General features: G+C 72.2%; 18 protein-coding genes and 1 pseudogene. 13 read left to right on the plus strand and 6 right to left on the minus strand.

From position 1 onward, the window contains the following. Positions 1-54: 54 nt before the first annotated feature. Complete coding sequence (locus EDD54_RS01605) at positions 55-762, plus strand: AprI/Inh family metalloprotease inhibitor (protein WP_126537207.1); 708 nt, start codon at positions 55-57, stop codon at positions 760-762. 24 nt (positions 763-786) lie between these two features. Here EDD54_RS01605 and EDD54_RS01610 read toward each other — a convergent pair whose 3' ends face one another. Continuing rightward, complete coding sequence (locus tag EDD54_RS01610) at positions 787-2202, minus strand: branched-chain amino acid ABC transporter permease (protein WP_126537205.1); 1416 nt, start codon at positions 2200-2202, stop codon at positions 787-789. Position 2203: 1 nt separating this feature from the next. Next, complete coding sequence (gene hemB, locus EDD54_RS01615) at positions 2204-3244, minus strand: porphobilinogen synthase (protein WP_126537203.1); 1041 nt, start codon at positions 3242-3244, stop codon at positions 2204-2206. A gap of 189 nt (positions 3245-3433) precedes the next feature. Between hemB and EDD54_RS01620 the strand changes: the two genes are divergently transcribed. Continuing rightward, positions 3434-3847: a DUF6163 family protein gene (locus tag EDD54_RS01620; protein WP_126537201.1), complete on the plus strand. Its 414-nt coding sequence runs from the start codon at positions 3434-3436 to the stop codon at positions 3845-3847. A gap of 197 nt (positions 3848-4044) precedes the next feature. Continuing rightward, positions 4045-4557 carry a transcriptional regulator LdtR gene (ldtR, locus tag EDD54_RS01625; RefSeq protein ID WP_126537199.1) on the plus strand — a complete coding sequence of 171 codons (513 nt, stop codon included), beginning with the start codon at positions 4045-4047 and terminating at the stop codon, positions 4555-4557. 124 nt (positions 4558-4681) lie between these two features. Here ldtR and EDD54_RS01630 read toward each other — a convergent pair whose 3' ends face one another. Continuing rightward, complete coding sequence (locus EDD54_RS01630; protein ID WP_126537197.1) at positions 4682-6085, minus strand: cytochrome P450; 1404 nt, start codon at positions 6083-6085, stop codon at positions 4682-4684. Between the two features lie 296 nt (positions 6086-6381). Here EDD54_RS01630 and recJ point away from each other — a divergent pair, with 296 nt between their 5' ends. Both recJ and EDD54_RS01640 read left to right on the plus strand, forming a co-directional pair. Then, positions 6382-8229: a single-stranded-DNA-specific exonuclease RecJ gene (recJ, locus tag EDD54_RS01635; RefSeq protein ID WP_126537195.1), complete on the plus strand. Its 1848-nt coding sequence runs from the start codon at positions 6382-6384 to the stop codon at positions 8227-8229. 157 nt (positions 8230-8386) lie between these two features. Continuing rightward, positions 8387-13876: an alpha-2-macroglobulin family protein gene (locus EDD54_RS01640; protein ID WP_126537193.1), complete on the plus strand. Its 5490-nt coding sequence runs from the start codon at positions 8387-8389 to the stop codon at positions 13874-13876. Between the two features lie 326 nt (positions 13877-14202). Here the strand turns inward: EDD54_RS01640 and erpA are convergent, their stop codons facing one another. After that, positions 14203-14547 carry an iron-sulfur cluster insertion protein ErpA gene (gene erpA, locus EDD54_RS01645; protein ID WP_126537191.1) on the minus strand — a complete coding sequence of 115 codons (345 nt, stop codon included), beginning with the start codon at positions 14545-14547 and terminating at the stop codon, positions 14203-14205. A 135-nt stretch (positions 14548-14682) separates the two neighbouring features. Between erpA and EDD54_RS01650 the strand changes: the two genes are divergently transcribed. Next, positions 14683-15900: a deoxyguanosinetriphosphate triphosphohydrolase gene (locus EDD54_RS01650; RefSeq protein ID WP_126537189.1), complete on the plus strand. Its 1218-nt coding sequence runs from the start codon at positions 14683-14685 to the stop codon at positions 15898-15900. A gap of 14 nt (positions 15901-15914) precedes the next feature. On the opposite strand, the gene EDD54_RS22825 is transcribed toward EDD54_RS01650, so the two are convergent. After that, a complete protein-coding gene (locus EDD54_RS22825; protein ID WP_165644518.1) occupies positions 15915-16067 on the minus strand; it encodes a hypothetical protein in 153 nt (50 codons plus the stop codon). A 221-nt stretch (positions 16068-16288) separates the two neighbouring features. On the opposite strand from EDD54_RS22825, the gene EDD54_RS01655 reads away from it, so the two are divergent. From EDD54_RS01655 to EDD54_RS01665, 3 genes are all read left to right on the plus strand, one after another. After that, positions 16289-16513 carry a hypothetical protein gene (locus EDD54_RS01655; RefSeq protein ID WP_126537187.1) on the plus strand — a complete coding sequence of 75 codons (225 nt, stop codon included), beginning with the start codon at positions 16289-16291 and terminating at the stop codon, positions 16511-16513. Between the two features lie 94 nt (positions 16514-16607). Further along, complete coding sequence (locus EDD54_RS01660; protein ID WP_126537185.1) at positions 16608-16889, plus strand: hypothetical protein; 282 nt, start codon at positions 16608-16610, stop codon at positions 16887-16889. Between the two features lie 21 nt (positions 16890-16910). Continuing rightward, entirely contained in the window at positions 16911-17159 is a 249-nt protein-coding gene (locus EDD54_RS01665) for a hypothetical protein (protein ID WP_126537183.1), read from the plus strand. 15 nt (positions 17160-17174) lie between these two features. Here EDD54_RS01665 and EDD54_RS01670 read toward each other — a convergent pair whose 3' ends face one another. Beyond that, positions 17175-18992 carry a potassium/proton antiporter gene (locus EDD54_RS01670; protein WP_126537181.1) on the minus strand — a complete coding sequence of 606 codons (1818 nt, stop codon included), beginning with the start codon at positions 18990-18992 and terminating at the stop codon, positions 17175-17177. Between the two features lie 239 nt (positions 18993-19231). On the opposite strand from EDD54_RS01670, the gene EDD54_RS01675 reads away from it, so the two are divergent. The 4 genes and pseudogenes from EDD54_RS01675 (at position 19232) to EDD54_RS01685 (ending at position 22867) form a co-directional block, all read left to right on the plus strand. Further along, on the plus strand, positions 19232-20965 hold the full coding sequence (locus EDD54_RS01675) for an ArnT family glycosyltransferase (protein ID WP_166653422.1): 1734 nt from the start codon (positions 19232-19234) through the stop codon (positions 20963-20965). Between the two features lie 5 nt (positions 20966-20970). Next, positions 20971-21609: pseudogene (locus EDD54_RS23615) on the plus strand (phosphatase PAP2 family protein); the annotation flags it as partial. Positions 21610-21792: 183 nt separating this feature from the next. Continuing rightward, positions 21793-22554: a glycosyltransferase family 2 protein gene (locus tag EDD54_RS23335; RefSeq protein ID WP_245515678.1), complete on the plus strand. Its 762-nt coding sequence runs from the start codon at positions 21793-21795 to the stop codon at positions 22552-22554. Continuing rightward, on the plus strand, positions 22547-22867 hold the full coding sequence (locus EDD54_RS01685; protein ID WP_126537175.1) for a lipid-A-disaccharide synthase N-terminal domain-containing protein: 321 nt from the start codon (positions 22547-22549) through the stop codon (positions 22865-22867). The genes EDD54_RS23335 and EDD54_RS01685 overlap by 8 nt, the downstream gene beginning before the upstream one ends.

Consider the following 22867-nt stretch of genomic DNA (forward strand, 5'->3'; position numbering starts at 1 on the left):
GGATCGCGCGCCGGCCGTCGCCGCGGCGGCCCCTCGCATCCGTCGGGAGCCGTCATGACGTCAGCCGTCCGCCTTTCCATCCTGGTCGCAACCCTGGCGCTCGCGGGCTGCCAGACCGAGCCCGCGCCCTACGATCCCTATCGCCCGCCGGTGCGCCGCAACGATCCGCCGCCGGTTTACGTGCAGCCGCCGCGCGACCAGTACCGGCCGCCGGTGCAGCCCAACAATCCCTATCGGCCCGGCCCGAACGACGGCTACCAGGGCGGCGGTTACCAGGGTGACGGCTACGTCCGCGGCGGTACGCCGAACCAGCCCGGCTCGCTCTACGCCGGCGGCGGCGACGGCTACGTCCGCGGTGGCGAGCCCGGTTCGCCCGGCTCGCTCTACGGCAACGGTGGCCGCAACGACCCGCCCCGCAACGACGGCGGCTTCGTCAACGGCGGTCGAAACGACGGCGGACGCAACGACGGTCCGGGTGCCGGCCGGGAACCGGCGGCCCCGCGCCTCGGCGGCGCCTGGCGGCTGATGACCACCGGCAGCGGCGTCAACTGCTCGATCCGGCTGTCCCCGGGCGAGGGCGGCACCGGCAGCGTCTCGGCGCCGGCCAACTGCTACAGCTACACGCACCTGAAGAGCTACGAGATGCGCGGGCGCGACCTCGTGCTGGTCGACGCCTTCGGCGGCACCGTCAACCTGCAGCCGTCCGGCGGCTATTGGCAGGGCCGCGGCCGCGACGGCGAGGGCGTCATCCTGCAGCGCTGACCGCGGCGGCGGCGAGGGCAGGGATCACTCCTCCTCCCGGGCCGCCCAGCGCACGTCGGCGGTGTCGGCCGCGGGCCGGCCGACACCGAACAGGCCCTCGGGCCTGAGCACCAGGAACACCACCAGCGCGGCGAGGATCACCACGTCGCGCCACTCCACCGGCAAGGTCGCCGACCAGAACACCTCGGCGAAGCCGATCAGCACCCCGCCCACCGCGGCACCGGGCAGCGATCCGATGCCGCCGAGGAGGGCGGCCGCCAGCGCCTTCAGCCCGACGATGGTGCCGGCGCCGTAGCTGGCGTGGCCGTAGTGCAGCGCCACCATGCCGCCGGCGAGGCCGGCGAGCGCCGCCGACAGCGCGAAGGTCAGCCCGGCCACCCGAGCCGTGTCGACGCCGAGGAGGCGGGCCATCGGGGGGTCGTCGGCGATCGCCCGCCACGCCCGCCCGAAGGCGGTGCGCGTCGCCGCCCACAGCACCACGCCGAGCACGACGACGGCGCCGGCGGTCTCGACCGCCTGCATCGCCGTCATGGTCACCTCGAACGGGCCGCCGATCAGCACGGTCGGCTCGTTCAGCACCTGCTGGATCCAGCGGTCGCGCGAGCCGGCCCACAGCCGCATCGCCTCGGTGAGCACGATCGAGAGGCCGATGGTGGCAATCAGGAACGAGCGGTGGCCGGCGCGCGCGAGCGGGCGGAACACCGCCTCGCCGATCACCGCACCGACGAGGGCGGCATGGGCGAAGGCGGCCACCAGCGTCACCGCGACCACGACCGCCGCGCCGACCGCACCGCCCGCCGCCACCGTGGCGCCGAAGGTGGAGACGGCGGCGACTGCGGCGTAGGAGCCGACGACGGCGATCTCGCCGAAGGCGAGGTTGATGCGGTTGACGAGGCCGTAGACCAGCGCGTAGGCGACCGCCAGGAAGGCGTAGAAGGCCGCCGTCGGCAGGGCGTTGACGCCCTGCTGGACGTAGTAGGCCGGCCGCGCCGGCAGGTCGAAGCCGAGCAGCGGTTCCTCGGTGACACCGGCGAGACGGCGCTCGCCGGCGGCGACGGCGTCGGGCACCGCGAGCCAGAAGCGACTGAGGAACAGGAGCCGCGCCGGTGGCACCGGCTCGCCGTTCACCTCGATGCCGCGCAGTTGCATGCGATCGCCGGCGAGACGTCCGCCGCCGAAGGCGCAGCGCACCACGCCCTCCCGCGGCTCGCCGCCGTCCTCGACCGTGTAGTCGACGCGGATGCCGTGGGCTAGGAGGGGATCGGCCGAGAGCGCGTCGATCACGAGGCGGCCGTCGGGCTCGAAGGCCGGCACCGTGGCGCGGCAGAGCTCGGCCTGTTCGCGGTCGAGCGCTGAGCAGGCCGCGAGCGCGGCGACGACCGCCAGGAGAGCGGCGAGGCCGGCGAGCGCCCGGCCGACCGCGGACGGCGCCCGCCGCACGTCAGCGGCCGGCGGCGAGGCGCTCGGCCACCATCGGCGCGAAATAGGTGAGGATGCCGTCGGCGCCGGCGCGCTTGAAGGCGACGAGGCTTTCGATCATCGCCCGGTCGCCGTCGATCCAGCCGTTGGCGGCGGCGGCCTTGATCATCGCGTATTCGCCGGAGACCTGGTAGGCGAAGGTCGGCACCGCGAAGGTGTCCTTCAGCCGGCGGACGATGTCGAGATAGGGCATGCCCGGCTTGACCATGATCATGTCGGCGCCCTCCTGGAGGTCGAGTTCGGCCTCGCGGACGGCCTCGTCGGTGTTGGCCGGATCCATCTGGTAGGTGCGCTTGTCTCCGACCAGCGTCTTGCTGGTGCCGACGGCGTCGCGGAACGGACCGTAGAAGGCCGAGGCGTACTTGGCGGCGTAGGACATGATCTGCACGCCGGTGAAGCCGGCGCCGTCGAGGGTGCGGCGGATCGCGCCGACGCGGCCGTCCATCATGTCGGAGGGGGCGATCACGTCGGCGCCGGCCTCGGCCTGCACCAGCGCCTGCCGGCAGAGCTGCGCCACCGTCTCGTCGTTGAGGATCTCGTCGCCCGAGAGCAGGCCGTCATGGCCGTGGCTGGTGTAGGGGTCGAGCGCGACGTCGGTGATCACGCCGATGTTCGGCACCGCGGCCTTGATGGCGCGCGCGGCGCGGCAGACGAGATTGTCGGCGTTTAGGGCCTCGGTGCCGGCGTCGTCGCGCAGGTCCGGGTCGGTGTAGGGGAACAGCGCCAGCGCGGGGATGCCGAGCCGGGCGGCACGCTCGGCGTCGCGCACCGCCTCGTCGACGGTCAGCCGCTCGACGCCGGGCATCGAGGCGACCGCATGGCGGCGCTTCTCGCCGTCGACCAGGAAGAGCGGCCAGATCAGGTCGTCCACCGTCAGCGTGTTCTCGCGCACCAGCCGGCGCGACCAGTCGGACCGCCTGAGCCGCCGCATCCGCCGGCCGTTCAGCACGTCGTCCATGTCGGGGACGGCGGGGCGGGTCTGGTCGGGGCGGTGGAAGGTCATCGCTGTCGTCCTCGTCGACGGGGGCCGCCGGGCCGGCGGCGGGGCCGCGACGGCGGGGGGCGTTCGTTCCGACCGCTTCACTACACCCATCGTGCAGCCGAACCGAGGATTTTCTGTCGGCCGCCGCCGTCCGGGTGCGGGCCGGCCGCGTTTGCGCTAAGGGGAGGGACCAGCGAGGACGACGACGGCATGGACGGCGAATCGAACGGGAACCCGGTGGCACCGCCGCGCTTCGACGCGCGGCTGGCGCTCGTCGTCTACGTGCGCATCCTGGCGATGGTGTTCATCGCCTCTGGCCTCCGGCGCTGGGCCGTGGTGCTCGGCCCGCTCGCGCCCGGCGGCGACCTCCTGGCGCTGCCGGTGCCGGTGATCGTCGCCACAGTCTTCTTCGCCGCCTTCGACCTCGTGGCCGCGGTCGGGCTCTGGCTGCTGGCGTCCTGGGGCACCGTCGTCTGGCTGATCTCGGCCCTGACCGAGCTCGCGCTCCACACCGCCTTCCGCGACCTGTTCCCGTTCGAGCCCGGTGTCGTGGTGTTCCACGTGGTCACCGTCGTCATTTATGCGGTGCTGACCATGCTCTACGAGCGTCAGCGCGACATCTGAGGACGCTTTCCAGCGGGAATACTTACCGGGGTCGTACGGTTAACCGACCACCTTCCGAGTCGAGCCGGGAAACGTCGACTCTTTAAGCGAATTTTCAGGCTGTGGTTTAAGCTGATTTTCAAGGCTGTCGGCTAGAGTTCTCGGCAATGTGGACAAAGATCCACGCCTAAGAGCAGGCGACAGAGAGGCATTCCACCATGGCCAACGCCAAGCGCGCGTACGACCTCTACCCCACGGTCGAAGCCGAACAAGGGCTTCAGCCGCTCTATCTCGAGGCGCTTCGGCTGGTCGAGCGGCTCCACCGCCGCCTGCTGGACGTCATCAAGGACGAGTTCGACCGGGCCGGCCGCACCGACGTCAACGCCGTGCAGGCGCTGCTGCTGTTCAACATTGGCGACAGCGAGCTGACCGCCGGCGAACTCCGGACCCGCGGCTATTACCTCGGCTCCAACGTCTCCTACAATCTCAAGAAGCTCGTGGAGATGGGCTACATCCACCACCAGCGCTCGCGCATGGACCGCCGCTCGGTCCGCGTGCGCCTGACCGAGAAGGGCCAGGCGGTCGCGCAGATCGTGGAGAAGCTCTACAACCGCCACATCATGTCGATCGAGACGGTCGGCGGCATCAACCGCGACGACTTCAAGACGCTCAACAAGTCGCTGCAGCGGCTGGAGCGCTTCTGGACGGACCAGATCCTGTACCGTCTGTGACGGGACACGGGGCGCGATCGAAGTCGGAAACGTTCGACTTCGACGCGCTTGCGGACGGGTCGGAGCGAATCCGAACCACCTCGAGAAGGGACGGGCCCCCCGCGGGTCCGTCCCTTCTCTCGTTTCAGCGCGGCGTCACCGTGATCGGCAGGCCGTTCTTGGGGCGCAGCGTCAGGCGGCAGACCGGTTCGACGACGGTGCCTTCGGGGACGCGAACCTTGAAGCGCTGGAGGAGCGTGGCGAGGCACAGGATCGATTCCGACAACCCGAAGGCGAGGCCGGCACAGATGCGCGGGCCGGCCGCGAAGGGCGCGTAGGTGTAGGGCGTCGGCCGGTCGGAGACGAAGCGCTCGGGGCGGAAGTGGTGCGGGCGCGGGAAGTGCGCCGGCGACCGCTGAAGCAGCCACGGCGACACGATGACGAGGCTGGCCGGGCGGACGTCGACGCCCTCGACCCGGTCGGCCGCGCGGGTCTGGCGCGACAGGATCGGCACCGGCGGATAGAGCCGCAGCGTCTCCTCGATGATCGCCCGGCAATAGTCGAGGTGCGGCACTTCGGCGATGGTCGGCGCGCGGTCGCCGCAGACGCGGCGGATCTCCGCGAGCGCGGCGCGCTCGGCCCAGGGCGCGTTCGCGACGAGGTAGAGCGCCCAGGTCAGCGTCGCCGCCGTGGTCTCGTGGCCCGCCATGAAGATGGTGGCGGCCTCGTTGCGCAGCGCGTCGCGGGTGAGGCCGAGTTCGGGGTTGCGGCGCTGGCGCTCGACCAGCGCGTCGACCATCGAGCGGTGGTCGCCCTGGCCCTCGAGATGGGCGGTGACGACGCGGTCGATCACCCCGTGCACCCGCTCGATCGACTTCTGCAGCCGCTTGGTGCGCTTGATCGGCGCGCCGTCGTCCTGGCCGAGGAAATAGGGGTAGTTCACCGAATCGACGTCGGCCTGGAAGTCGGTGAAGCCGCCGATCACCTCGGCGGCCGAGGCGTGGTCGAGGTCGCTGCCGAACACCGAGCGCGAGATGATCACGGCGGTCAGCTCGGCCATCTCGGTCAGGGCGTCGAAGGCCTTGCCCTGCGGGATGCCGGCCCAGCGCTCGACGAACTCGCCGGCGGCGCGCTCCATCACCGGGCCGAACACCGGCAGCCGGTTCTTGTGCATGATGTCGGAGACAAGCGGGCGGCGCTGCTTCCAGGTGTCGCCGTCGGAAATGAACAGGCCGTCGCCGATCAGCAGTTCGAGCGCGCGCCGCATCTGCGGGCTCTTGCGCTCGTAGTTGTCGTTGCGCGTCGCCATCACGTGCTTCACGCCGGCCGGCGAGTTCACCAGCACGATCTGGCGCGTCAGCACGTTCATCGAGTCGACGCGGCTCTGGTAGTCCGCCTGCGAGAAGATCCCGAGCAGGTCCTCGCGCGCGGTCGCGATCAGCGTGACGACGTTCGGCCGTTTGCGGTGCGCCTTGCGGTAGGCCGGCAGGAACCAGTCGGGTCCGCGCTCCTCGCGGATCTCGCTCTTGGCGGCGAACAGGTTCAGCATGGCGTGCTCCGGGCCTCGGCGTATTGCGATGCAATAGCGCCCCGACGGTCCGCTGAGAAGCCGGCGCGATTCGCGGAACGGTGGACGGCGGGTTGCGAGCAGCCGCCATCGTGCCGCAGCTGCGCTCCCCGCATCCGCCTCCGTCCTTCCCGCGAAGAGGCGTGCGGCCCGCCGAACGCCGCGTCCGGTCGGTCCGTGCGGACGTTGGCCGCGGGCGGTCGGGGGGAATAGACTCCATGGTTCCGATCCGGATTCGTTCCGGTCCTTCCCCGTCGTCCCGCGTTCCCCAGAGTTCGATGTCCGCCCAGAGCGCCGCCGCCCCAGAGACCCGTGCCGTGCTCGGCGTCACCCGATCGGCGAGCGGCCGGGCGTGGGCGGACCGGCTCGGCGAGGGGCGGGCGGTGGTCGCCCGCGCCATCGCCCAGCGCCACGGGCTGCCGGACGTGGTGGCGCGTGTGCTCGCCGGCCGCGACGTCGCGGTCGACGACGCGCCGGCCTATCTCGACCCGAGTCTGAGGACCCTGATGCCGGATCCGTCCGGCCTCACCGACATGGACGCCGCCGCCGCGCGGCTCGCCGACGCGGTCGAGCGCGGCGAAAAGGTCGCGATCTTCGGCGACTACGACGTCGACGGCGCCACCTCGTCGGCGCTGCTCGCGCGCTTCCTGCGCGGCTGCGGCCTCGAGCCGGCGGTCTACATCCCCGACCGGCTGATCGACGGCTACGGCCCCAATCCGCGCGCCGTCGCCGACCTCGCCGCCGCCGGCGCGACGCTGCTGGTGACGCTCGACTGCGGCACCCACAGCTTCGAGGCCTTCGACGCCGCCCGCCGCGCCGGGCTCGACGTCGTCGCGCTCGACCATCACCAGGCCGGCGTCGCGCTGCCGAAGGTGGCGGCGCTGGTCAATCCGAACCGTCACGACGACCTCTCCGGCCAGGGCCACCTCGCCGCCGTCGGCGTGACCTATCTCGGCGTCGTCGCGCTCAACCGCGAGCTCCGCCGCCGCGGCTGGTATCGCCGCCGCGGCGAGAAGGAGCCCGACCTCCTGGCTCTGCTCGACCTCGTCGCGCTCGGCACCGTCTGCGACGTGGTGCCGCTCGTCGGGCTCAACCGCGCCTTCGTGGTCCGCGGCCTCGCGGTGATGCGGGCGCGGCGCAACCCCGGCCTCGCCGCGCTCGCCGACGTGGTGCGGCTGTCCGGCCCGCCGACCTGCTACCACCTCGGCTTCCTGATCGGCCCGCGCATCAACGCCGGCGGCCGGATCGGCGACGCCGCCCTCGGCGCCCGCCTGCTCGCCGGCGACGACGCGCTCGCCGCCGCGCGGATCGCCGCCGAGCTCGACCGGCTCAACCGCGAACGCCAGCTGCTCGAGGCCGCGGCGCTCGAGGAGGCCGACGCCATGGCGACGCCGCAGCTCCTGGAGCGCGACCCGGCGGTGCTGGTGGTGGCCTCGGCCGACTGGCACCCGGGCATCGTCGGCCTCGTCGCCGCGCGCCTCAAGGAGCGTCACGGCCGGCCGGCAGTGGCGATCGCGCTCGGCGAGGGCGGCCAGGGCACCGGCTCGTGCCGCTCGATCCCCGGCGTCGACATCGGCGCCGCGGTCCGGGCGGCGATCGACGCCGGCCTCCTGGTCAAGGGCGGCGGCCACGCCATGGCGGCCGGCCTGACGATCGACGCCTCCCGCGTCGGCGACCTCGCCGCCTTCCTCGACGACGCCGTGCGGAACGCCGTCGCGGTCTCGCGCGCGGACGACGCCCTCTTGGTCGACGGCGCCGTCACCGCCGGAGGAGCGACCGTCGAACTCGTCGAGCGGATCGAGCGCGCCGGACCGTTCGGTTCGGGCAGTCCGGATCCGGTCTTCGTGCTGCCGGCGCACCGGATCGCCTATGCCGAGACCGTCGGCGCGGCCCACGTCCGCCTGTCGCTCGCCGGCACCGACGGCACCAAGCTGAAGGCGATGGCCTTCCGCGCCGCCGGCCGGCCGCTCGGCGACTTCCTGCTCGGCGCCCGCGACCGGCCGGTCCACGTCGCCGGCGTGCTCGGGCTCGACCACTGGCAGGGCGAGCCGCGGGTGCAACTGCGCGTCGTCGACGCGGCGCCCGCGGGTCCCGACGCGCCGCGACGCCTCCCGAACGGGGGGTGAATCACACCGTCGGTGTCTTCGTTTCGCCATCGTCGGCGGACGATGATCGCGGACTTGTGAAGGGAAGGGTCGGGCGCTTAAGCTCCGGCCCCATGTGCCGTCGGACGCCCCGGGGACTTTTCGAGAGAGGCGCGCCGACGACGACGGGAGGTCGTCGATGTCCGTTTCAGGGTCGTTTTCCCGCGTTGCGCGGGCCGTCTTCGCCGCGTCCGTGTTCCTCGGCGCGTCCTTCGCGCCGGCGCTCGCCGCCGAACGGCGCGCCATCGTAACGCCCGACTCGGATTATTTCGGCCGCGACCTCGAGACCCTGAAGAACGTCGACGTCGACGCCTGCGAGAAGGCCTGCGTCGCCGACGAGGCCTGCAAGGCCTTCACCTACAACACCAAGGCGCGCTGGTGCTTCAAGAAGGCCGAGGTCGGCGACATGCGCAGCTTCGCCGGTGCGATCTCCGGACGCATCGTCGAGACGGCCGCCGTCGACCCCAACCTCGCCGATACCCGCCGCGCCGAACTCAACTACCTGACCGGCAGCTACATCGACGAGGCCCGCGCCTTCCTCGGCCAGCTCGACAAGATCGAGGTGCCCGACGACATCGCCGCGGTGATCCAGCAGGCGATGGACGCCTCGATGGCGGGCGATCCGCTCACCGCCAACGACCGCTACAAGACCGCGCTCGCCATGGACCGCGACCGCTACGACCTCTGGGAGGCCTTCACCGCGGCGACGCTGGCGGTGCAGTCCGACGACTGGGAGGTCAAGGACCGCGTCCAGACCGAGGCGACCGCCGGCGCCGTCAACGCCTACCTGCACGCCGCCGAACCGGAGCAGCGCGGCTTCTCGCTGCAGCTGCTCGCGAAGTCGCTCGCCGCGCGCGAGAACTGGCGGCTGGCGATCAAGACCGGGCGCCGCGCCCTCGACGCCAACGCCGACAAGGACTTCGCCGGCATTCTCGAGGGTTGGATCGAGGAGCACGGCTTCCGAGTCGCCGACAACACCGTCGACACCTCCTCGGCCGATCCGCGCATCTGCGTCGTCTTCTCCGACCCGATCGCCAAGGACGATGCGAACATCGCCGACTACGTCAAGGTCGAGGGCGGCGACACGCTGGCGGTCGAGGCCGAGGACTCGCAGATCTGCGTTTCCGGGGTCGCCTACGGCCAGCGCTACCATCTCTCCGTGCGCCAGGGCCTGCCGGCCGCCGACATCGAGGAGACGCTGCGCCGCACCGTCGACCTCGACGTCTACGTCCGCGACCGCGACCCGCTGGTCCGCTTCGTCGGCCGCGCCTACGTGCTGCCCAAGATCGACGGCGCCACCATCCCGGTCGTCTCGGTCAACGTCGACACCATCGAGGCGACGGTCGTCCGGATCAGCGACCGCAGTCTGGTCCCCGCGGTCGGCAACGGCGACTTCCTCAGCCAGTTGTCGAGCTGGCAGGTCGACGAGATGATCGCCAGCAAGGGCGAGAAGGTCTGGCAGGGCACCGTGAAGGTGGCGCGAGACACCAACCGCGACGTCACCACGGCGATCCCCGTCGGCGAGGTGGTCGGCGCGCTGAAGCCGGGCGTCTACGCCATGACGGCCCAGGCCGAGAACACCAAGGACGAGTGGGGTTCGCAGGCGACCCAGTGGTTCGTCGTCACCGAGATGGGCCTGACCTCGCTCACCGGCAACGACGGCCTCCACGTGGTGGTGCGCTCGCTGACCTCGGCCGGACCGGTGGCGGGCGCCAAGTTGACGCTGCTCGCCCTCAACAACGACGTGCTCGCCACCGCCACCACCGACGACCAGGGCTACGCCCGGTTCGACGCCGGCCTCGCGCGCGGCACCGGCGGCGCGGCCCCGGCGATGGTGGCCGCGGTCGGCCCGGCCGGCGACTTCACCTTCCTCGACCTCGCCAAGACCGCCTTCGACCTCTCCGACCGCGGCGTCGACGGCCGCGCCTCGCCGCTGCCGGTCGACGTCTGGATGGCGACCGACCGCGGCGTCTACCGCCCCGGCGAGACCGTCAACCTCACCGCGCTCGCCCGCGACGGCAAGGTCGACGCCAGCCCCGACGTGCCCCTGACCATGGTGGTGACCCGGCCGGACGGCGTCGAGCACCTGCGCCGGGTCGTCGCCGACGAGGGCGCCGGCGGCCGCGACTTCGCCATCGACCTGCCCGGCACCGCCATGCGCGGCGCCTGGACCGTCGCCGCCTACGTCGACCCGAAGGGCGACGCGGTCTCGACGAAGACCTTCCAGGTCGAGGACTTTCAGCCGGAGCGCATCGACTTCGCGGTGAAGACCGACGCCAAGGTGCTGAAGCCGGGCGAGACGGTTTCCGCCTCCCTCGACGCGAACTGGCTCTACGGCGCGCCGGCCGGCAATCTCGCGGTCGAGGGCGAGGTCTACGTCACCAAGGCCGACGGCATCCCGACGGCGCCGGGCTACAGCTTCGGCCTCGTCGACGACGAGTTCACGCCGGTGGCCGAGCCGGTCGCCGGCGGTCCGACCGGCGAGGACGGCCACGCCGACATCGACCTCGTCACCCCCAACGTCGGCGACACCACGCTGCCGCTGAAGGCGGCTGTGCACGTGCGCGTGCTCGACACCAACGGCCGCCCGGTCGAGCGTCGGATGACGCTTCCGGTCAGCGACGGCCGCGCCCGCATCGGCGTCGACCCGCAGTTCGACGGCCACGTCGAGGAGGGCGGCAATGCCCGCTTCAACGTCGCCGTCGTCGACGGCGAGGGCATCCGCTCGGCCGCGAAGGGGCTGAAGTGGACGCTCGACCGGATCGAGACCCGCTACCAGTGGTACAATTCCGACGGCAGCTGGAACTACGAGCCGATCACCGCGACCACCCGCGTCGCCAACGGCACGCTCGACGTCGGCGCCGACGAGCCGGCCAAGCTCGAGGCCCGGGTGACCTGGGGCAGCTACCGGCTGTCGGTGGAGGACCCCGCCGGCGCGACCGTGCCGGTGACCTATTCCTTCGAGGCCGGCTGGTACGTCGCCGCCGGCGCGGACGAGACGCCGGACTTCCTCAAGATCTCGCTCGACAAGCAGAAATACGCCGTCGGCGACACGCTGACCGCCCATCTCGAGCCGCGCTTCCCCGGCATCGCGCTGATCCAGGTCGTCGACGACCGGCTGATCACCATGAAGACGGTGGAGGTCGCCGAGGGCGGCGCCGACGTCGCGCTGCCGGTCACCGCCGACTGGGGCCCCGGCGCCTACGTCACCGCCACGCTGCTTCGTCCGATGGACGTCGCGGCCAAGCGGATGCCGGCGCGCGCGCTCGGCCTCGCCTGGGCGGCCGTCGATCCCGGTTCGCGGCTGCTCGGCGTCACCGTCGGCGCTCCCGACGAGATGCGCCCGCGCGGGCCGCTGCCGATCGAGGTCGCCGTCGCCGGTGCGGCGGCGGGCGAGGACGCCTACGTCACCGTCGCCGCGATCGACGTCGGGATCCTCAACCTGACCGGTTACAAGGCGCCGGCGCCGGAGGACTGGTACTTCGCCCAGCGCCAGCTCGGCATCCAGTTCCGCGACGTCTACGGCCAGCTGATCGACACCACCCTCGGCGCCCGCGGCGAGGTCCGCTCCGGCGGCGACGGCGGCGGCATCTCCAAGCTGCTCGGACCGCCGCCGACCGAGCGCCTCGTCGCCTTCTTCCAGGGCGCCACCAAGGTGGACGCCGACGGCAAGCTGCGCGTCTCCTTCGACATGCCAGACTTCAACGGCACCGTTAAGGTGATGGCGGTGGCCTGGACGAAGTCCGCGGTCGGTCACGGGACGAAGGACGTGGTTGTGCGCGATCCGGTCGTGGTCACGGCCTCGCTGCCGGCCTTCCTCGCCCCCGGTGACCGCTCGCGCCTGCGCCTCGACCTCACCCACGTGCAGGGTCCGGCCGGCGCCTTCAAGCTGACGGTGTCGGCGGCCGGGTCGCTGGTCGACGTCGACGAGAAGCTCGGCAACCGGCTGGTCGAGATCGCCGAGAAGGGCACGGCCGAGGTGCTGGTACCGCTGAAGGCGATCGCGGTCGGCGACGAGACGATCACCGTCGGCCTCGAGGGCCCCGACGGCACCACGGCGACCAAGACGCTGACCATGCCGGTCCGCGCCAACGAGCCGCCGGTGGTGCGCGTCTCCGACTTCCGCTTGGCCGCCAAGGACGGCAAGCTCAGCGTCGGCGCCGACCTCGTCGCCGACTATCTGCCGGGCACGGCTTCGGCCACGGTCACGGTCGGCCACGTCGCCGGCATCGACCTGCCGGGCCTCGTCGCCTCGCTCGACAAGTATCCCTACGGCTGCACCGAGCAGATCACCAGCCGCGCGCTGCCGCTGGTCTATCTCGACGACGTCGTGCTCGCCGCCGGCCTCACCGGCGAGACGCCGGTGCGCGAGCGGGTGCAGCAGGCGGTCGCCGACGTGCTGGTCAACCAGGCGTCCAACGGCTCGTTCGGCCTGTGGTCGCCCGGCTCGGAGGACCTCTGGCTCGACGCCTACGTCACCGACTTCCTGACGCGGGCGAAGGAGAAGGGCTACGCGGTGCCGGAGGTCGGCTTCGACCTCGCGGTGACCAACCTCAAGAACCGCATCGCCTATTCCACCGACTTCACCACCGGCGGCGAGGACGTCGCCTACGCGCTCTACGTGCTCGCCCGCAACGGCCGCGCCTCGATCGGCGACCTGCGCTACTTCGCCGAGACCAAGCTCGACGCCTTCGTGACGCCGCTCGCCAAGGCCCAGCTCGGCGCCGCGCTCGCGCTCTACGGCGACAATGCCAAGGCCGACGCGGTGTTCCGCGCCGCCCTCGGCCTGCTCACGGACCGGCCCGACAGGGACAAGCTCTGGCGCATCGACTACGGCTCGGACCTGCGCGACGGCGCCGCCATCCTGGCGCTCGCCTCGGAGAACCGGGTCAAGTCGGTCGATCAGGACCAACTCGGCCGCGAGATCCAGAAGCTCGCCGACGGCAGTCGCTGGCTGTCGACCCAGGAACAGGCCTGGATGTTGCTCGCCGCCAACGCGCTGATCAACGGCGGCGCCAAGCCGACCATGGAGGTCGACGGCGTGCGTCGCGAGGGCGTGTTCACCGGCCGCTATGCGCCGGAGGCGCTGGCGAAGGGCGTGTCGGTCGCCAACCTCGGCGACCACGCGCTCGACGCCCGCGTCACCGTCACCGGCGTGCCGACGACGCCGGAGCCCGCCGGCGGCGACGGCTACGCCATCGAGCGCACCTACTACGACCTCGAGGGCAACGTGGTGGATCCGGCCGCCGTCAAGCTCGGCGACCGGCTGGTGGTGACCCTGCGCGTCACCACCACCGAGACGGCGCAGGCGCGGCTGATGGTCGACGACCCGCTGCCGGCCGGTTTCGCCATCGACAACCCGAGCCTCGTCTCCGCCGGCGACGTCTCGATGCTGTCCTCGCTGCCGCTGGCGACCACGGCGGCCGCCACCGAATACCGGTCCGACCGCTTCGTCGCGGCCTACGACCGCTCCGGCGGCGAGAGCGAATTCGCCTTCGCCTACATGGTCCGCGCCATCGCGCCCGGCACGTTCCAGCGCCCGGCCGCCGTGGTGCTCGACATGTACCGCCCGGAAAAGCGCGCCCGCACCGAGAGCGGCGCGATCGAAATCGTCGGCCCGCTGCAGTGAGGGCGGGGGGAGGACACCTCCCCGTGCGATGAATACAACGTGGGTGTCCTTCTCCCCTTGAGGGAGAAGGTGCCGGGTCGGCGGCGGATGAGGGGGAGCCGCCGACGTCTGATGAATGTAAGTGATCGGTGCTTGCGCTGTGCGCCAGGGTCGAACGGCGAAATGTCGAGGGCGGGGTTCCCCCTCATCCGGCCCTCACGGGCCACCTTCTCCCGCGAGGGGAGAAGGGAGACGGGCTTCCGCGATCCGATCGGAGAGGGCGGTCGAGCCGCCACTGCCATACCGTTTGATCGGAAAGCGCGGGCGACCCGCCCCTACAGCCCCTCTCAGATCGAGAAGCTGGTGCCGCAGCCGCAGCTGGCGGTGGCGTTGGGGTTGCGGACCTGGAAGCTCTGGCCGATCAGGTCGTCGACGAAGTCGATCTCGGACCCGGCCATGAACGGCAGCGAGGTCGGGTCGATCAGCACCATCGCGCCGTCGCGGGCGATCACGACGTCGTCGTCGGCGCGGGCGTCGGTCAGGTCGAAGCGGTAGGAGAAGCCCGAGCAGCCGCCGCCCTCGACGGCGATCCGGAGCGCCGTCGCCTTGCCGTCCTTGGCGAGGATGCGCGCGATGCGCCGCGCGGCCCGGTCGGTCAGCGTCACGCCGTCGTCGATCACGTCGGTGGTCATCGGTGCTGGTTCCGTCTCTGCCCACCCGTTCGCCTTGTCACGAACGGTCCCCAATAGCTAAGTACGCTCGCAGCGGCGGTCAATCGGCGGGTGATCACACCTGCCTGAGCGGGACCGCACGCGAGGGAGAAGGCCGTGGTCGCCGCGCTTGGATTCGGGACGGAGCCGCGGGCTCCCTGGGCGGTCGATCCCGCCACGACGCGGGGGCGGCTCTATCCGGAGACGTCGAGCCCGACGCGCACGCCCTACCAGCGCGACCGCGACCGCATCATCCACTCCACCGCCTTCCGCCGGCTGAAGCACAAGACGCAGGTGTTCGTCTACCACGAGGGCGACCATTTCCGCACCCGGCTGACCCACACCATCGAGGTGGCGCAGATCGCCCGCGCGCTCGCCCGCGCCCTGCGCCTCGACGAGGACCTCGCGGAGGCCCTGGCGCTCGCCCACGACCTCGGCCACACCCCGTTCGGGCACACCGGCGAGGACGCCCTCGACGCCTGCCTCGACGGCTTCGGCGGCTTCGACCACAACGCCCACTCGCTGCGCATCGTCACCAGCCTGGAGCGCCGCTACGCCGAGTTCGACGGCCTGAACCTCGCCTGGGAGACGCTCGAGGGCCTCGTCAAGCACAACGGCCCGCTGACCGATCCGCACGGCAATCCGGTCGGCCGCTACGCCGAGCGCGGCCTGCCGCACGCGCTGGTGACCTATCCGGAATGGCGCGGGCTCGACCTCCACACCTTCGCCAGCGCCGAGGCGCAGGCGGCGGCGATCGCCGACGACATCGCCTACGACGCCCACGACATCGACGACGGCCTGCGCGCCGGCCTGCTCGCCCTCGAGGACTTCGAGGAGGTGCCGCTGGTCGGTGATTTCCTGCGCGACATCCGCCGCCGCTATCCCGGCCTCGACCGCGCCCGCACCATCCACGAACTGACCCGCCGGCTGATCACCGCCATGGTCGAGGACGTGATCGCCACCGGCATCGCCGGGCTCGAGACGATCGGCGCGCGCTCCGCCGCCGACGTCCGCGCCGCCGACCGGGCCGTGGTGGTGTTCTCTCCGGCCATGGCCGGGGTCGACCGCGCGATCAAGGAGGTGCTGTTCCCGCGGCTCTACCGCCACCCCGAGGTGATGCGGGTGCGCCGCGACGCCGAACGCGTCGTCCGCGACCTGTTCGGCCACTACGTCGCCGCGCCGGACACCATGCCCGAGGAATGGTGCGCCGGCCTCGCCGACTGCGACTCGTGGATGCTCGCCCGCCGGGTCGGCGACTACATCGCCGGCATGACCGACCGCTTCGCGATCCAGGAGCACCGCCGCCGGTTCGCGCACACGCCGGAGCTGCGCTGACCGGGCAGGGCGCTTCAGTAGCCCCGGACCACCGTCAGCAGCAGATAGCCGACGGCGCGGTCCTGCATGGTGATCTCGGCGGTCCGGCCGGCGAGGGCCGAGGACCAGAAGAAGACGCCGGCGAGGACGGCGAGGCCGTTGACGGCCATGATGAGGCGGGTGGACATCGCGGCGTGGCCCGGAACCGTGTGGAACATCCCACCCTTACGGGCTGTTGTGGGCAGTCGCGCCCAAGCCGCGAACGAGGGATGATCCGGACGGGGAATTGTCATACAGTTCGCTCGTTATCGACAGGGGGTGCCCGGATTCGGGTATCACCATGATCGGCAATGAATGCGCATTATTACGGATCTCGCGACCGATGAGCGGCGAAGAGAGCGCCAGGACGATGACCGACGCACGCCTCATGGTCCGCGACCATCTCCAGGTCGCGCTGCTGATCCTGCGCGAGTGTCACCCGGAACGGCAGGACCTGCTCGCGCCGCTGCACAGCGCGCTGCGCGCCGTCGAGGCCGACATCGCCACCGACGACGGCCCGCTGCCGCTCTGCGTGACCACCCGGCCGGTGGTGGTCGGCCTGGATCGGCGCCAGCGGCGCGGTTCGCCGTCCTGACGGCGGCCCGGCACCAAGCGATCGCCGAAGGGAACCACGGGCCGTCCCGCCGATTTGGATCGGTGTGGACAGTCGCCCGTGGAGATCCGATCCGATGACCCCCGATCCCCTGATCCCTCCCGAGCCGCCCGCGCGGAGTGCCAACCGCGGCACCATGACGGCCGTGCTCGTCATCCTCGCCGTCCTGGTGCTCGGCGTCGGTGCGGCCACCTGGTACGGCGCCTCCGACGACGTCGACGACGCCTCGACCCAGGCGCAGATGCCGCCCGAGCCGACCGTGGTGCCCGACGCCGCCGCTCCGACGGCGGGCGAGGGGCCGACGACGACCGGCTCGACCCGCCGTGTCGAGCCAGCCACCACGCCCGAGGCGCGCTGACGCAACGCCGGAGCAAATGCCATGAACAGAGACCCCGCCGCCCGCAACAACCCGATCCTGGTGGCCGCGATCGCCGCCTTCGTGGTCGCCGTCGTCGTGGTGATCGTCTGGGCGATGGCACCGACGGCGGGCGTCGGCCCGTCGCCGCAGGCCTCCGGCGCCGACGTGCCGGGAACGCTCGACCCGGCCAACCCCGGCCGCACCGACGAGACCGGCGCCATCCCGCGCGACGCCGGCGACGTCGGTCGCCCCGCCACCGATTCGCCCTGACACCGGCCGTCCGGCTCAGGCCCGCCCGCCGGGCACGATCCGGCGGATCGCGGTTCCGAGCGGGCCGCCGGCCCGGCGTCGTTCCGGCGTGGGCGGGACCGCGAGGTCGACGACGTCCTCGATCCTGAGGCCGGCGCGGGTGACCCTGTGGTCCTCGACGGCGCGCACGACGATCGCGGCGAAGGAGCCGAGGTCGATGCGGCTGCCGACGCGGACCTTATCGCCGTGGCGGGCCGCGAAGGCCTCGGCGACGGTGAGCGGCGCGAGGCCCTTCGGGGCCTCGATGTCGTAGAAGGCCGCGATTTCCCCGAGCGGGGCGTCGCCGGCGATGGCGAACTCGCCGAACAGCGGCCGACGCGCCGCCTGCACGGCGTCGGGCGGCAGCGGCGCGAACATGCGGTCGAGCTTCTTGGCGCGCTCGGCTCCGACCAGGAAGTAGGCGTAGTCGCCGACGCGCAGGTCGCCGACCTCGGCGGCGTTGCGGACCTCGCCGTCGCGCGCCACCAGCACCGGCTTCAGCCAGCCCGGCAGCGACGACGGCCGGAGCGCCACGAAGCTGTCGGCGACGATCGGATAGCCGACCAGTTCCTTCTCGATCTGGCCGGGCAGGTCGATGTCGACGCGGTTGGCGGACGGCGCGGGCCGGCGCAGCGCCATGCCGAGGAGGCGGGCTGCCGGGCCGATCGTCCAGCCCTGGACGATCAGAGACACCATCACCACGAAGAACGCGACGTTGAAATAGGCGTCGGCACCCTCGACGCCCGCGAGCGTCGGGATCGCCGCCAGGAAGATCGAGACCGCCCCGCGCAGGCCGACCCAGGAAACGAACAGCATCTCCTCGCGCGCGAAGCCGAACGGCTTCAGGCAGAGCCACACCGCCGCCGGCCGGCCAACCAGCATCAGGAAGGCGGCGAGCATCAGGCCCGGGACGGCGTAGTCGAGGAGTTCGGTCGGCGTGACCAGGAGGCCGAGCATGAGGAACATCACGATCTGGCAGAGCCAGGTCGCGGTGTCGTGGAAGTTGACGATCGAATGGTAGGCCCGGACCGAGCGGTTGCCGACCACGAGGCCGCAGACGTAGACGGCGAGGAAGCCGGAGCCGTCGAGGAGGGCGGTGACGCCGAAGGTCGCGATCGCCATCGCGATCACGAACAGCGGGTGCAGGCCCGAGAGCAGCCGCAGCCGGTTGAGCAGGAACACCGACACGAAGCCGGCCGCGAGGCCGAAGGCGCCGCCGAGCACGGCCTGCCGGAACAGCTCCACCGCCGTCTGCCAGCCGGCCCCGCCGCCGGCGAGGGCGAGTTCGGTGAGCACGAGCGTCAGGAACACGGCCACCGGGTCGTTGGAGCCGGACTCCATTTCCAGCACGGCGCCGACTCGCGGCCGGAGCTGCAGGCCGCCGGTCTTCAAGAGGAAGAACACCGCCGCCGCGTCGGTGGACGCGACGATCGCGCCCATGAGGAGGCCCTGGATCCAGCTGGAGTGGAAGACGAAGACGGCGAAGGCGCCGACCACGGCGCTGGTGATCGCGACGCCGAGGCTGGCGAGCGTCACCGACGGCCCGATGGCGTCGCGGATCGAGGACAGCCGGGTCCTGAGGCCGCCGTCGAACAGGATGATCGCGAGCGCACAGGAGCCGATCAGATAGGTGGCTTGGTAGTTGTCGAAGGCGATGCCGCCCGGGCCGTCCTCGCCGGCGAACATGCCGAGCACCAGGAACACCAGCAGCAACGGCGTGCCGAAGCGCGAGGCGACGAGGCTCGAGAGGATGCCGAGGAGGATCAGGATCGCGCCGAGGGCGAGACCGAAATTGGCACCGGCGATCGCCTCCATCCGTCCTCCGATTCACTCTCCGGCCGCGTCGGCGCACCCTATCGACCCAAATGGGCGGACATCATGGCACGAACGGCCGCGTCCGCGCCCGCGCCATAGGGCGTAGTCGCCCGCGCGGCCGGACGGGCGATCGCGCCCAATCGACGCCGGCGGTGCGGATCGCCATTGAACCCGCCTCGGAAATGCTGCATTGCCGCGGCATCGGGGCCCTCCCGCCGACACCGAGGCCTTACGCCGAGATGACCGCAGCCGATCCCACCGTGACCGCCGGGCCGACCGGGCGCGAGGCGCCGGCGACCACGCCCGCCGCGCCGGCGGCCGGTCCGTCGTTCTGGCGCCGGCTCGGCCGCGGCGGCCGGCTGGCGTTCGACCTCGCGGTGCTCCTCGTCGTGGCGCTCGCGACGCTGGCGCCCGGCATCGCGACGCTGCCTGTCACCGACCGCGACGAGGCCCGCTTCGTCCAGGCGACGCGGCAGATGGTCGAGACCGGAAACTGGATCGACATCCGCTTCCAGGACGAGCCGCGCTACAAGAAGCCGGTCGGGATCTACTGGCTGCAGGGCGCTGCCGTCGAGGCGTCGGGGCAGGGCGCCGCGGCGCCGATCTGGGTCTACCGGATCCCCTCGCTGGCCGGCGCGGTGCTCGCCGTGCTCCTCACCTACGCGATCGGCCGCACCCTCGGCGGCGCCGGCGTCGGCCTCGTCGCCGGCCTGCTCGCCGTCGGCACCATCGAACTCGGCGTCGAGGCGCGCATCGCCAAGACCGACGGCGTCCTGCTCGCCACCGTGCTCGCCGCGGAATGGGCGCTGGCCGCACTGTGGATGGATCCGGAGCGCCGACGCGCCTTCGGGCGCAACGCGGTGTTCTGGACCGCGCTCGCGGTCGGCATCCTGGTCAAGGGGCCGGTGATCCTGCTGGTGGTCGGCGGCTCGCTGGCGGTGCTGTCCGTCGTCGAGCGTTCCACCGGGCTCTGGCGCGCGCTGTCGCCACTGCGCGGCCTCGCCTGGATGCTGCTGCTGGTAGCGCCCTGGCTGGTGGCGATCGGTTGGATCTCCGAGGGCGCCTTCTTCACCAAGTCGATCGGCGACGACATGCTGGCCAAGGTCGCGAGCGGCCAGGAGAGCCACGGCGCGCCGCCCGGCACCCACGCCCTCGTCGCGCTCGCCACCTTCTGGCCGCTGTCGGCGCTGATCCCGGCGACGATCGCCTGGGCGATCGCGGCCCGGCGCGACAAGGCCGCCACCTTCCTGATCGCCTGGGTGCTGCCGGGCTGGATCGCGTTCGAGGCGATCGCGACCAAGCTGCCGAACTACGTGCTGCCGTTCATGCCGGCTTTCGCGGTCGGCGCCGGGCTGGCACTCTCGGCCGGCGCGCTCGCCGCGACGTCGTGGTGGCGGCGCGGCAGCTACCTCCTGGTCGCGCTCGGCGGGCTCGCGCTCTCGATCGGCCTCAACGCGGTCTTCGTGGTCTACGAGGGCCGGGCGGAGCCCTTCGGCCTCGCCGGCGGCGTCGCCGCCGGGGCGCTGGCGATCGCGGCGTCGTGGCTGCTGGTGCGCGGCCGCACCCGCCTCGGCGTGGTGGTGACCGCCGTGGCGGCCGCCGCCGTGGCGACGACCGGCTTCGCCCTCCTGTTCCCGCGCGCCGAGCACATCTGGCTGACCGAGCGGCTGATGGCCGAAGTCGAGCGCGTGAAGGCCTGCCCGGCGCCGACGGTGATCTCGGTCGGCTACGGCGAGCCGAGCCTCGTGTTCCGCGCCGGCACCGGCACCGTGCTCGCCGACGCCGCCGGCGGCGTCGCGGCCTTCCAGGCGGCCGACTGCGCCGTGCTGGCGGTGGACGCGCGCAAGGGCGGCGAGGTCTCCGCCGCCTTCGCCGCGGCGGGCGCCGCCCAGCCGGCGGCGATCGCCACCGTCGAGGGCCGCAACCTCAACGGCCTGAAGCCGCGCAGCCTCGCGCTCTACGTCCGGCCGTGACCGCGATGATCCGCCTCCCGCGGCTCCGCCCCGATCCCGGCTGGCGCCATCCGGACACGCTCCGGGCCGTGCTCGGCCTCGGCGTCGTGCTCGCCGCCGCCCTGACCGTGACGGCCTTCGCCTTCGACGCCGAGGTCGGCGCCTTCGCCCATTCGGCCGAGGGCACGACGCGGTCGCTGTTCCGCGCCGCGACGCGGCTCGGCAAGTCCGACTGGATCCTGATCCCGCTCGGCCTCGCCATCCTCGCCTGCCGGCTGCTGCCGCGGCTGTCGCGCGCCGTGCCCGAGCGCCCGCTCGGCCGGCTCGCCGCTCGGATCGAGTTCCTGTTCGCCGCCGTCGCCGGCTGCGGCCTTGCCGCGGTGATGCTGAAATACGCGATCGGGATGCCGCGCCCGAGCCTCGGAGCCGACGCCACCGCCGTGCGCTTCGCGTTCGATCCCGACTACGCGAGCTTCCCGTCCGGCCACGCCACCACCGCCGCGGCCCTCGCCATGGCGCTGACGGTGCTGAAGCCGCGGCTCGGCCTCGTCGTCTGGCCGCTGGCGCTGGCGGTCGGGGCCTCGCGCATGGTGGTCGGCGCGCACCACCTCAGCGACGTCGTCGCCGGCCTCGCGCTCGGCGGCTTCGGCACGTTGCTGGTCGCCGCGGTCTTCGCCCGCCACGGCCACGGCTTCGTCCCGGGCACCGGCCCGATCGCGCGGCCGAAGCCCTATCCGCGCGCGGAGCTTCGCGCCGATCTCGGCGCGCTCGCCCGATTTTGTCTTGCATCCGTCATGGCGCTGGCGGATACCGCCCCGCGCCGCCCGTCCGTCCGGAACCTCCCGCCCATGACCGTCCCTGCCGAGCACGCCTCCGACCCGGGGCTCGTCTCCGTCGTGATCCCCGCCAAGGACGAGGCGGAGAATCTCGCCATCCTGATCGACGAGATCCTGAGGGCGCTCGCCGGCCGGCCGCACGAGGTCGTCGTGGTCGACGACGGCTCGACCGACGGCACCGGCGCGCTGCTCGCCAGCCTGCGCGCCGCCGGCGAACCGGTCCGCCACGTCCGCCACGAGCGACCCTGCGGCCAGAGCGCGGCGGTGCGCTCCGGCGTGCTGGCCGCCCGCGGCGCCGTGGTCGTCACCATAGACGGCGACGGCCAGAACGACCCGGCCTACATCCCGGCGCTGCTCGCCGCCCTCGACGCCGCCGGCCCGTCGGTGGCGCTCGCCGCCGGCCAGCGCCTGAAGCGCACCGACGGCTTCTGGAAGAAGCACGCCTCGCGCTTCGCCAACGGCCTGCGCGGGTCGATCCTGAAGGACGGCACCCGCGATTCCGGTTGCGGCCTCAAGGCGCTGCGCCGCGACGTCTTCGTGCTGCTGCCCTATTTCGACGGCTGGCACCGCTTCCTGCCGGCGCTGGTGATCCGCGAGGGCTTCGGCGTCACCCACGTCGACGTCGTCGACCGCTCGCGCCGGTTCGGCCGCTCCAACTACGGCATCTTCGACCGCGGCCTGCGCGGTGCGCTCGATCTGTTCGGCGTCTGGTGGCTCCTGAAGCGCCGCAAGCGCATCCCCGTGGTATCCGAGATCGGAGGCGAGCGTGCCTGAGATCCTCAACAGCTTCGCCCAGTGGCTGCACGACGTCTTCGTCAAGCAGATCGACTTCTGGGTCATCCTGGGCTTCGTGGCCCAGTTCCTGTTCATGATGCGCTTCGTGGTGCAGTGGCTCGCCAGCGAGAAGGCCAAGCGCTCGGTGGTCCCGGTCGCCTTCTGGTTCTTCTCGCTCGGCGGCGGCGTGCTGCTGCTGGTCTACGCGATCCAGCGCGAGGACCCGGTCTTCATCGCCGGCCAGGGCCTCGGCCTCGTGATCTACCTGCGCAACCTCGCGCTCATCCGCGGCGAGAAGCGCCGGGCGGAGTGA

It is taken from the genome of Oharaeibacter diazotrophicus (assembly GCF_004362745.1).
Taxonomy (GTDB): domain Bacteria; phylum Pseudomonadota; class Alphaproteobacteria; order Rhizobiales; family Pleomorphomonadaceae; genus Oharaeibacter; species Oharaeibacter diazotrophicus.

Excerpts from the sequence above, each read along its gene's own strand:
- EDD54_RS01605 (WP_126537207.1), top strand. The coding sequence starts at position 55 with ATGACGTCAGCCGTCCGCCTTTCCATCCTGGTCGCAACCCTGGCGCTC.
- hemB (WP_126537203.1), bottom strand. The coding sequence starts at position 3,244 with ATGACCTTCCACCGCCCCGACCAGACCCGCCCCGCCGTCCCCGACATG.
- EDD54_RS01620 (WP_126537201.1), top strand. The coding sequence starts at position 3,434 with ATGGACGGCGAATCGAACGGGAACCCGGTGGCACCGCCGCGCTTCGAC.
- ldtR (WP_126537199.1), top strand. The coding sequence starts at position 4,045 with ATGGCCAACGCCAAGCGCGCGTACGACCTCTACCCCACGGTCGAAGCC.
- EDD54_RS01630 (WP_126537197.1), bottom strand. The coding sequence starts at position 6,085 with ATGCTGAACCTGTTCGCCGCCAAGAGCGAGATCCGCGAGGAGCGCGGA.
- recJ (WP_126537195.1), top strand. The coding sequence starts at position 6,382 with ATGTCCGCCCAGAGCGCCGCCGCCCCAGAGACCCGTGCCGTGCTCGGC.
- EDD54_RS01640 (WP_126537193.1), top strand. The coding sequence starts at position 8,387 with ATGTCCGTTTCAGGGTCGTTTTCCCGCGTTGCGCGGGCCGTCTTCGCC.
- erpA (WP_126537191.1), bottom strand. The coding sequence starts at position 14,547 with ATGACCACCGACGTGATCGACGACGGCGTGACGCTGACCGACCGGGCC.
- EDD54_RS22825 (WP_165644518.1), bottom strand. The coding sequence starts at position 16,067 with ATGTCCACCCGCCTCATCATGGCCGTCAACGGCCTCGCCGTCCTCGCC.
- EDD54_RS01655 (WP_126537187.1), top strand. The coding sequence starts at position 16,289 with ATGACCGACGCACGCCTCATGGTCCGCGACCATCTCCAGGTCGCGCTG.
- EDD54_RS01660 (WP_126537185.1), top strand. The coding sequence starts at position 16,608 with ATGACCCCCGATCCCCTGATCCCTCCCGAGCCGCCCGCGCGGAGTGCC.
- EDD54_RS01665 (WP_126537183.1), top strand. The coding sequence starts at position 16,911 with ATGAACAGAGACCCCGCCGCCCGCAACAACCCGATCCTGGTGGCCGCG.
- EDD54_RS01670 (WP_126537181.1), bottom strand. The coding sequence starts at position 18,992 with ATGGAGGCGATCGCCGGTGCCAATTTCGGTCTCGCCCTCGGCGCGATC.
- EDD54_RS01675 (WP_166653422.1), top strand. The coding sequence starts at position 19,232 with ATGACCGCAGCCGATCCCACCGTGACCGCCGGGCCGACCGGGCGCGAG.
- EDD54_RS23335 (WP_245515678.1), top strand. The coding sequence starts at position 21,793 with ATGACCGTCCCTGCCGAGCACGCCTCCGACCCGGGGCTCGTCTCCGTC.